The 8,743-nt window shown below is 29.4% G+C and carries 12 protein-coding genes; 10 read left to right on the plus strand and 2 right to left on the minus strand.

Features of this window, described 5'->3' with window-relative positions; genetic code table 11:
* Positions 1–151 precede the first annotated feature (151 nt).
* Entirely contained in the window at positions 152–1,030 is an 879-nt protein-coding gene (locus tag AC5EAH_RS07190; RefSeq protein WP_493494098.1) for a 5'-3' exonuclease, read from the plus strand.
* Here AC5EAH_RS07190 and AC5EAH_RS07195 read toward each other — a convergent pair.
* On the minus strand, positions 1,025–1,453 hold the full coding sequence (locus AC5EAH_RS07195) for a ribonuclease HI family protein (protein WP_493494099.1): 429 nt from the start codon (positions 1,451–1,453) through the stop codon (positions 1,025–1,027). The two genes, AC5EAH_RS07190 and AC5EAH_RS07195, sit on opposite strands and share 6 nt — an antisense overlap.
* Before the next feature lie 128 nt (positions 1,454–1,581).
* On the opposite strand from AC5EAH_RS07195, the gene mntR reads away from it, so the two are divergent.
* The 9 genes from mntR to AC5EAH_RS07240 all read left to right on the plus strand — a co-directional run bounded on the left by mntR (position 1,582) and on the right by AC5EAH_RS07240 (position 8,145).
* The gene (mntR, locus tag AC5EAH_RS07200; protein WP_493494100.1) at positions 1,582–1,965 is read left to right on the plus strand and encodes a transcriptional regulator MntR; all 384 of its coding nucleotides are present in this window, start codon (positions 1,582–1,584) and stop codon (positions 1,963–1,965) included.
* Positions 1,962–2,729, plus strand: a complete 768-nt coding sequence (locus AC5EAH_RS07205) for a class I SAM-dependent methyltransferase (protein ID WP_493494101.1) — start codon at positions 1,962–1,964, stop codon at positions 2,727–2,729. The genes mntR and AC5EAH_RS07205 overlap by 4 nt, the downstream gene beginning before the upstream one ends.
* Positions 2,730–2,743: 14 nt before the next feature.
* Complete coding sequence (locus tag AC5EAH_RS07210) at positions 2,744–3,697, plus strand: thymidylate synthase (protein ID WP_493494102.1); 954 nt, start codon at positions 2,744–2,746, stop codon at positions 3,695–3,697.
* A 14-nt stretch (positions 3,698–3,711) separates the two neighbouring features.
* Complete coding sequence (locus AC5EAH_RS07215; protein WP_493494103.1) at positions 3,712–4,188, plus strand: dihydrofolate reductase; 477 nt, start codon at positions 3,712–3,714, stop codon at positions 4,186–4,188.
* A gap of 9 nt (positions 4,189–4,197) precedes the next feature.
* Entirely contained in the window at positions 4,198–5,049 is an 852-nt protein-coding gene (locus AC5EAH_RS07220) for a DegV family protein (protein ID WP_493494104.1), read from the plus strand.
* An 80-nt stretch (positions 5,050–5,129) separates the two neighbouring features.
* A complete protein-coding gene (locus AC5EAH_RS07225) occupies positions 5,130–5,636 on the plus strand; it encodes a PTS sugar transporter subunit IIA (RefSeq protein ID WP_493494105.1) in 507 nt (168 codons plus the stop codon).
* Between the two features lie 41 nt (positions 5,637–5,677).
* Positions 5,678–5,890, plus strand: a complete 213-nt coding sequence (locus tag AC5EAH_RS07230) for a YozE family protein (protein WP_493494106.1) — start codon at positions 5,678–5,680, stop codon at positions 5,888–5,890.
* Between the two features lie 20 nt (positions 5,891–5,910).
* A complete protein-coding gene (gene deoD / locus AC5EAH_RS07235; protein WP_493494107.1) occupies positions 5,911–6,618 on the plus strand; it encodes a purine-nucleoside phosphorylase in 708 nt (235 codons plus the stop codon).
* A 93-nt stretch (positions 6,619–6,711) separates the two neighbouring features.
* Complete coding sequence (locus tag AC5EAH_RS07240) at positions 6,712–8,145, plus strand: S41 family peptidase (RefSeq protein WP_493494108.1); 1,434 nt, start codon at positions 6,712–6,714, stop codon at positions 8,143–8,145.
* 28 nt (positions 8,146–8,173) lie between these two features.
* On the opposite strand, the gene lspA is transcribed toward AC5EAH_RS07240, so the two are convergent.
* Entirely contained in the window at positions 8,174–8,635 is a 462-nt protein-coding gene (gene lspA / locus AC5EAH_RS07245; protein ID WP_493494109.1) for a signal peptidase II, read from the minus strand.
* Positions 8,636–8,743: the final 108 nt, after the last annotated feature.

The following is an 8,743-nucleotide window of genomic DNA, read 5'->3' on the forward strand; positions in this document are numbered from 1 at the left end:
ATCAACACTTTAAATTATAGAACCAAAAGATTTCATAGTAATAGATGTCAAACGATATTAAGTTCAACATCTATTTGCTATGAAATTTTTTTATTGACAAAATAATGTAAGATTTTTACACTTAAATAAATAAAATTAATTAGAGGTGGACATGAATAAAGAAAAATGGTTACTAGTAGATGGTATGGCATTGCTATTTAGACATTATTTTGCAACAGCAGTTAATCAGCATTTTATGAAAAATAGTCAAGGCATTGCAACGAATGGTGTTCAAGGCTTTGTAAGACATATTTATAGTGCAATAGATATGGTTGAGCCTAGTCATGTTGTCGTATTTTGGGATATGGGTCAGCATACGTTTAGAAATGAATTATATACAGACTATAAGTCTAATCGACAAGCACCACCTGATGAATTAAAACCACAATTTAATCTTGTGAAGTCAGTTAGTGAACAATTAGGTTTTTATAATATAGGACAAATAGGCTACGAAGCAGATGATTGTATAGGTACAGTGGCCAAAAAATTATCTCAGGAACAACAACAAGTCGTTATCGTATCAGGAGATAGAGATTTATTACAATTATTAGATGAGCATATTCAAGTATGGTTAATCAAAAAAGGATTCACTGAATATAACACATATACTATTCAGCGATTTATTGACGAATATCATATCCAACCGCAACAATTTGTTGATGTTAAAGCTTTAATGGGAGACACAGCTGATGGCTATCCAGGTGTAAAAGGCATCGGTGAAAAAACAGCTTTAAAACTCATTCAACAATATCAAACGATTGATAATTTAATTGCACATTTAAATGATTTAACTAAAGGTCAACAAACTAAAATAAACGATAGTTTAGAGCTATTACATTTAAGTTATAAGCTTGCGACAATCGCAGTAGATGTAGAAATTGAAATAATGAAATCTCAAGCCGTTTATTTACCATTAATTAATGAAAAAGTATTGGTAGATAATGAATTGAAAGTTGCACATCAATATATTAAGAAAAATTTAAAATTATAATAGAGGTAATTGTGCGATTTGTTGATTTAAGTGACAATGATGTAAAGCTTGTTTAGCTAGATGATCAGCATTTTTGTTTTCATGTCGTGCAATCCATTTAATAAAAAATAAATCAAATTCAGTTAATAAATTTAAAATTTCATTTAATAAAGGTTGATAGAGTGGCTGTTTAATATATGCTTTATCAATACTATCTACGACTGTTTTTGAATCTGTATGTAAAATGATAGATGTCATATGATATTGTTTTGCTAATTTAAGTGCATAAATAACAGCAATAAATTCAGCTTGTTGTGTATCATACGTGCCAATAAAATGAGAAAAATGCATAGTTGTATTTTTCTCATTATCTTTCAATACAATGCCAATTGCAGCATTACCAGGATTACCTTGTGCTGCACCATCTGTAAAAATTTGTACCATAATATTAAATCCTTTCATCATTTAACTTTACTATACCATATAAATTATTTTAAATTAATGTTTTTTCATTGGCTCAAGTTTTGATTTATGATAAAATAATTTAATCATTTAGAAAAGGAGGCGGGTAAATGGCTACACCAAGTATGGAAGACTATATTGAAATTATTTATAAAATAATTTCAGAAAAAAGTTATGCCCGTGTTTCAGATATTGCAGAAGAATTGAGTGTTTTACCTTCTTCAGTAACAAAAATGGTTCAAAAATTAGATCAAGATGGTTATTTAATTTATGAACGTTATCGTGGTTTATCATTAACAAAAAAAGGTAAAATCACAGGACAAAGATTATTACAAAGACATCAATTATTAGAAGATTTTTTAAGAATGATTGGTGTTGAAGAAGAAAATATTCATCAAGATGTAGAAGGTATTGAACATCATTTAAGTAGCCAAACATTAACGTGCATTGATGAATTAATGATATTTTTGAAAGCACAAAATTATAAAAAATGATTATTACAACTTCATACAGACCGACAAATAAACAATTAACAATTGCGCATCAACTAGCTGAACAATTTAACATTCATTTTATTGCACGTAATCAATATACGATTGCAAAAATGCATCAACATTATAGTGAACGTATATTAGTTGTAGACGAACGAAAAATTACATTCTATTCATTACATCAAATACCCATCTATTTTCATCCAAATAGTGCAATGTTTCGTCTCAAAAGATTACAACAAGGTCAAATAGACCCGCTAATAGAGATGTGTCAATTAAAATCTGATGATATTATATTAGATGCGACTTTTGGTTTAGGGGCAGATAGTTTAGTGCTAGCTTCTCAATTAACATCAGGTAAAATTATTGCCACTGAAGCAAATGAAAATTTATTTACGATTATGCGATCAGGTATGCAGCATCATCCATATCCCGAACTACAATCAAGCATAGATAAAATTACATTATTACAACAACATCATTATGATTATTTATTACAATGTGATGATAATAGTTTTGATATTGTTTATTTTGACCCTATGTTTGATACAACCATTTTATCGTCATCAGCTTTACAACAAGTTAAACATACTGTGGAATATCAAATGGTTACACAAGCAACGATTGAACAAGCACTTAGAGTAACAAGAAGAGCAATCGTTTTAAGAAATCATTTTAAAAATCGTTCGTTTACTTTTGACAATTGTTATCAATGTATTAGAAAAAATACAAAATTTCATTATTGGAGAATTAGCAAATTAAATTAGGAAGAGGTAATAACATGCATGTAGATGAAATTTATCACCAACTATGTAAAGATATTTTACAACAAAATCATTATAAAGATGATCGTACAAATACAGGAACTTACAGTCTGTTTGGTTATCAAATGCGTTTTGATTTATCAGAAGGGTTTCCAGCCATAACAACTAAAAAATTATTTTTTAAAACGATGTTATCTGAATTAATTTGGTTTATTAAAGGTGATACGAACATTAAGTTTTTATTGCAACATAATAATAATATATGGAATGAATGGGCATTTAAAAATTGGGTGGAGTCTTCAGCATATGATGGCCCAGATATGTCAGATTTTGCACATCGCAGTTTAACAGATGAAGCTTTCAATGAACAATATAAAGCACAAATGGCTGAATTCAAACATAAAATTTTAACTGATGATGATTTTAGCCGTCAATTTGGTAATTTAGGAGATGTTTACGGTAAACAGTGGCGTAAATGGCAAACAACACAAGGGCAAGTTATCGATCAATTAGCTGATGTTATCCAACAAATTAAAACGAATCCTAATTCAAGAAGATTAATTGTCTCTGCTTGGAACCCAGAAGATATTCCAACAATGGCCTTACCACCATGTCATACATTATTTCAATTTTATGTACAAGATAATAAATTATCTTGTCAATTATATCAACGTTCAGCGGATGTCTTTTTAGGTGTGCCTTTTAACATTGCATCGTATGCACTTTTAACACATTTAATTGCACATGAATGTCATTTAGAAGTGGGTGAATTTATTCATACAATTGGAGATGCACATATTTATAAAAATCATGTTGCACAAATTGAACAACAATTATCTCGTACTTCTTTCCCAATGCCTAAATTAAAAATTAATGATGATTTGACGTCTATTTTTGATATTAAAATGGAAGATATTGAATTAGTAGATTATCAATCACATCCATCAATTAAAGCGCCAATTGCAGTATAGGAGGAAGATAACTAATGTTAGCGATAATTGTAGCACATGATGAGCATTATGTGATTGGTCATGGCAATAAAATACCTTGGCATTTACCTAATGATTTTAAATTTGTAAAAGAAAAGACGACTGGGCATACGATTGTTATGGGTAAAAAAACCTACGAGAGTATTGGTAAACCTTTACCTAATAGACGAAATGTCGTTTTAACTAGTGACACAGCTTTTCAAGTTGAAGGTGTTGATGTAATTCATCAAATTGAAGAAATTGAAAAATTATCAGGTGAAGTTTATATTTTTGGCGGTGCCCAATTATATACAGCTATGATGGAAAAAGTATCAGATATGTTTATTACAGTTGTCCATCATCAATTTGAAGGTGATGTTTATTTTCCACAATATAATGAAAAAACATGGCAATTGATTAGTACAAGAGAAGGTGTGGTTGATGATAAAAATAAATGGCCACATACTTTTTATCATTATAAACGAAGAGGATGAGTGAATAAAATGTCAAAAATAAAAATTATAACAGATTCTACAGCAGAATTATCACCAGAAATCATTCAACAATATGATATTACAGTTTTACCCTTAACGATTAATATTAGTGGCGAAGAATATCGTGATGGTATAGATATTCAACCGCAACAATTTATTGATAAAATGCTACAGGCTGAGCAATTACCTAAAACTAGTCAACCAGCACCCTTATTAATTGAAGACGCTTTTAATGATAATCTGAAACAAGGTCATCAAGTTTTAGCTTTACACTTATCAAGTGGATTAAGTGGTACAGCTAGAACAGCAGCAGCTTTTGCAGCTGAAAACCCTGAAAATATACGTGTTTTTGACAGCTGGTCAATTTCAAAAATTTTAGGTTACGCAGTAATAGAAGCTGCTAAAATGATTGAACAAGGCTATAGTTTAGATGAAATAGAAGCACATTTAATTAAATTAAGAGAACAATTTCATACTTATGTCACTATTGATAAATTAGATAATTTAGTAAAAGGTGGACGCTTGAGTAAAACTTCAGGTCTACTTGGTACATTATTAAATATTAAAATTTTAACAAAAGTTGAAGAAGGTACTTTAATGCAAGTTGGTAAAGTACGAAGTACAAATCAAGTGATTAAATTATTGATGGATAATGTTAAAAAAGATATAGCTGATGGTAAAAAGGTCGTTTATGCTGCTTTACCACATGCGAATAGTCCAGTCATTATGGAAAAAATTCGTGAACAATTTAAAGAAATAACAGGTTATGCAATTAAAGATGAAGATATTTGTATTACTTCACCTATTGTGAGTACACATACAGGCGTTGGTGCAGTAGGCTTATTATTTATAACGGATTAGACAATTACTTGTATATTGAATTTTGATTTAGTATAATATTTAACAGAGCATACAATATTTAAATAATAGGAGAAATGCAAATGGGATTTTTTAGTAAATTATTCTCGAGTAAAGAACCAATTGATCATAATGTAACTTTAATGGCACACATGACTGGTAATTATGTACCTTTAAAAGAAGTACCTGATCCTGTATTTTCAGAAGAAATGATGGGTGAAGGTTTTGCGATAGAACCAACTGTAGGTGAAGTTTATTCACCAGTTGCTGGTGAAATCGTTCAAGTTTTCCCAACGAAACATGCCGTAGGTATTCGTACTAAAAATGGTTTAGAAATATTAATACATATCGGTTTAGAAACTGTCGCTTTAAATGGTGAAGGTTTTGAAACACATGTTACAGCCGGAGATAAAATAGAAGTAGGTCAAAAGTTAGTGACATTTGATTTACCTTTTGTTCAACAAAAAGCTAAATCGATTATTACACCATGTATTATTACCAATATGGACAAAGTAAGAACATTAGACTTCTTATCAGTAGATCAAGTTGATCATACAACAACGGCAATCGCTAATGTTGTTGTTCAATAAATATGGCCTTTATTTTGTTATTGTATAAGAGAGGATAATTTATGAGAAGATCATTTTATCACTATATGATGACACATCGATTTGAAGTAACATCAAGTGGTGATTTAGCAGAAGCTATATTTTTAGATGTTGCATTTCCTAAACAAGCAACTAATTATCAAGAAATTAGTAATTATCTCGAATTATCAGTAGATTATCCAGTAGACTTTCAATTATTAGATGCTTTATGGCAAGATTATTTAGAAACAGATTAAATTTTAAGGAGAAATAGATTATGAGTATTCATATTAATGCTAAAGAAGGACAAATTGCAGATATCGTTTTATTACCAGGAGATCCTTTACGTGCAAAATATATTGCAGAAACATTTTTAGAGAATGTAGAATGTTATAATGAAGTGCGTGGTATGTACGGTTTTACTGGTACATATAAAGGACGTCGTATTAGTGTTCAAGGAACAGGTATGGGTATTCCTTCTATTTCAATTTATGTAACAGAATTAATTCAATCATATGGCGTTAAAACATTAATCCGTGTTGGGACATGTGGTGGTTTAAGTACAGATGCAAATATTCGTGACGTTATTTTAGCTATGGCATCATCAACAGATTCAAGCATGAATCGTAATTATTTTGGTAACATAGATTTTGCACCGACAGCTAATTTTGATTTATTATATCGTGCATATCAAATCGGTCAAGAGAAAGGCTTAAATTTGAAATGTGGTAATGTGTTTACTTCAGACATTTTTTATGCTACAAAACGTAATATTAATGATTTAATCGAACATAATATTTTAGCAGTTGAGATGGAAACAACAGCTCTATATACTATTGCACAAAAATTTGATTGTCGTGCATTATCAGTTTTAACTGTATCTGATCATTTAATTACAGGCGAAGAAACAACAGCAGAAGAACGTCAAACGACATTTAGTGATATGATCGAAGTTGCATTAGAAACAGTGAGTCAATTAGATTAAGAAAAATTAAATGATAAAGTAGGATGAGGATAAGTAAAAAGAGTGTGATAAGCTTAACTTCATCCTCTTTCATTATAGTATGAGGTGATAATTATGGAAGAATATAATAAACCTATGCCAATGAAAAAGTCTAAAATGGTAAGACAGTCAACTTTAATTATTGCAATTATTTTATCAATGATTGTTACAGCATTAGTGTCAGGTATGATTATATGGAAAGTATTTTCTGACCGTTTTTATAGTAACAGTAAGTTAAATAAATTTTTATATACGTATGATTTATTGACTGAAGATTACTATACTAAGGTTAATGATGAAAAATTAATTGATGGTGCAATAAACGGTATGTTAACATCATTAGATGATCCCTATTCATCATATATGACAAGCGACCAAGCACAACAATTTCATACCCAAGTTAGTGGTGATTTTGTAGGTATTGGTGTACAAGTTGAAAGACATAATAATCAATTAACAGTTGTTTCACCTTTAGAAGATAGTCCAGCTCAAGAAGCGGGAATTTTAGCAGGTGATATTATTGTTAAGGCAGATGGTAAAGTATTAAAAGATTTAGAAATTAATGAAGCAACGAGTTTGATTAAAGGTGCAGAAGGTACTAAAGTTAAACTAACCATCCAACGTGGTGATAAAACATTTGATATTACAGTTCCACGTCAAAAAATTACTGAGCAATCAGTAAAATATGAGTTATTAGATAATCATATTGCACATATTACCATTACAGCATTTCAAGATAACACAGCGGAACAATTACAAGCATCTTTAGAAAAAATACCACAAGATCATGTTGAAAAATTAATTTTAGATGTTCGTGATAATCCAGGTGGTTTATTAGATTCAGCCTATACAATTGCGAATGAATTTATAGATAATGATAAAGTTATTTATCAAGTTGAAAATCGTAATGGTGAAAAAGATATAGTGAAAGCAACAGGAAGTATTAATGCAGCCTTAAAAAATGTTAAAACAATTGTATTGATGAATGAAGGTAGTGCTTCGGCTTCTGAAATTTTAGCAGGTGCTTTAAAAGAAAGTGCCAATATTAAATTAATTGGAACTAAATCTTTTGGTAAAGGTACTGTACAAACAACAGTAGATTATGCTGATGATTCACTAATTAAATATACGATTCGCAAATGGTTAACACCAGCAGGTCATTGGATTCATAAAGAAGGTATTCAACCAGATATTAAAGTAGAGTTACCAGATTATGCTAAAGTACCTGTATTTGATACAACCACAACTTATGAAGTAGGTCAACAAAATGAAGCAATTAAATCTATCAAAACAATTTTACATTATTTAGACATGTATTCAGGAAACATTGATGATAAATTTGATGATGAATTATTAGTATCAATTAATAAATTTCAAGATATGCAAAAAATAGAAAAAACAAAGCAATTAAATGAAGCAACTTCTATTGAAATTATTAGAGCATTTAGTAAAAAATTAAAAGAAAATGATGTGCAATTAAAAGCAGCCATTGAGTATTTTAACAAATAAAAAGAACCAATTAATGATTGTCATATCATTAATTGGTTTTCTTCTTGTCAAAAAATGCTTCTATTAATAATAATGTTACGCCAATACTTAAAGACATATCAGCAATATTAAAAATAGGGAAATTATAATCAAAAATATAGAAATGTAAAAAATCCACAACTTGTTGATTGATTACTCTATCAATAAAATTACCAATAGCACCACCCAATAGTAAACTTAATGAAATATTAAATAATGTTGTAGAAGTCTTGTAATATTTCACTAAGAAATAAATAATCGCACCAATAACAAGACACGTAATAATATAGAAAAACCACATATGTCCTTGTAAAATACCCCAAGCAGCACCAGCATTTCTATGAGAAGTAATATAAAAGAAATTGTCTATAATACTTACCGATTCACCTATATGATAATGACTCACAATATAGTATTTAGACAGCTGATCAATGATAACTATAAAACTCGCAAGAATTAATAAAAATAACATAAAATCTCCTTCAAATTATTTATTATCTCCCATCTTAACACAATTTAAGAGATAAAAAAAGTCATGTTAAATGAAGACAAAACACCATTCAAAATAACATGACTCTAA

The sequence above is a fragment of the Staphylococcus sp. B1(2026) genome (assembly GCF_058895785.1).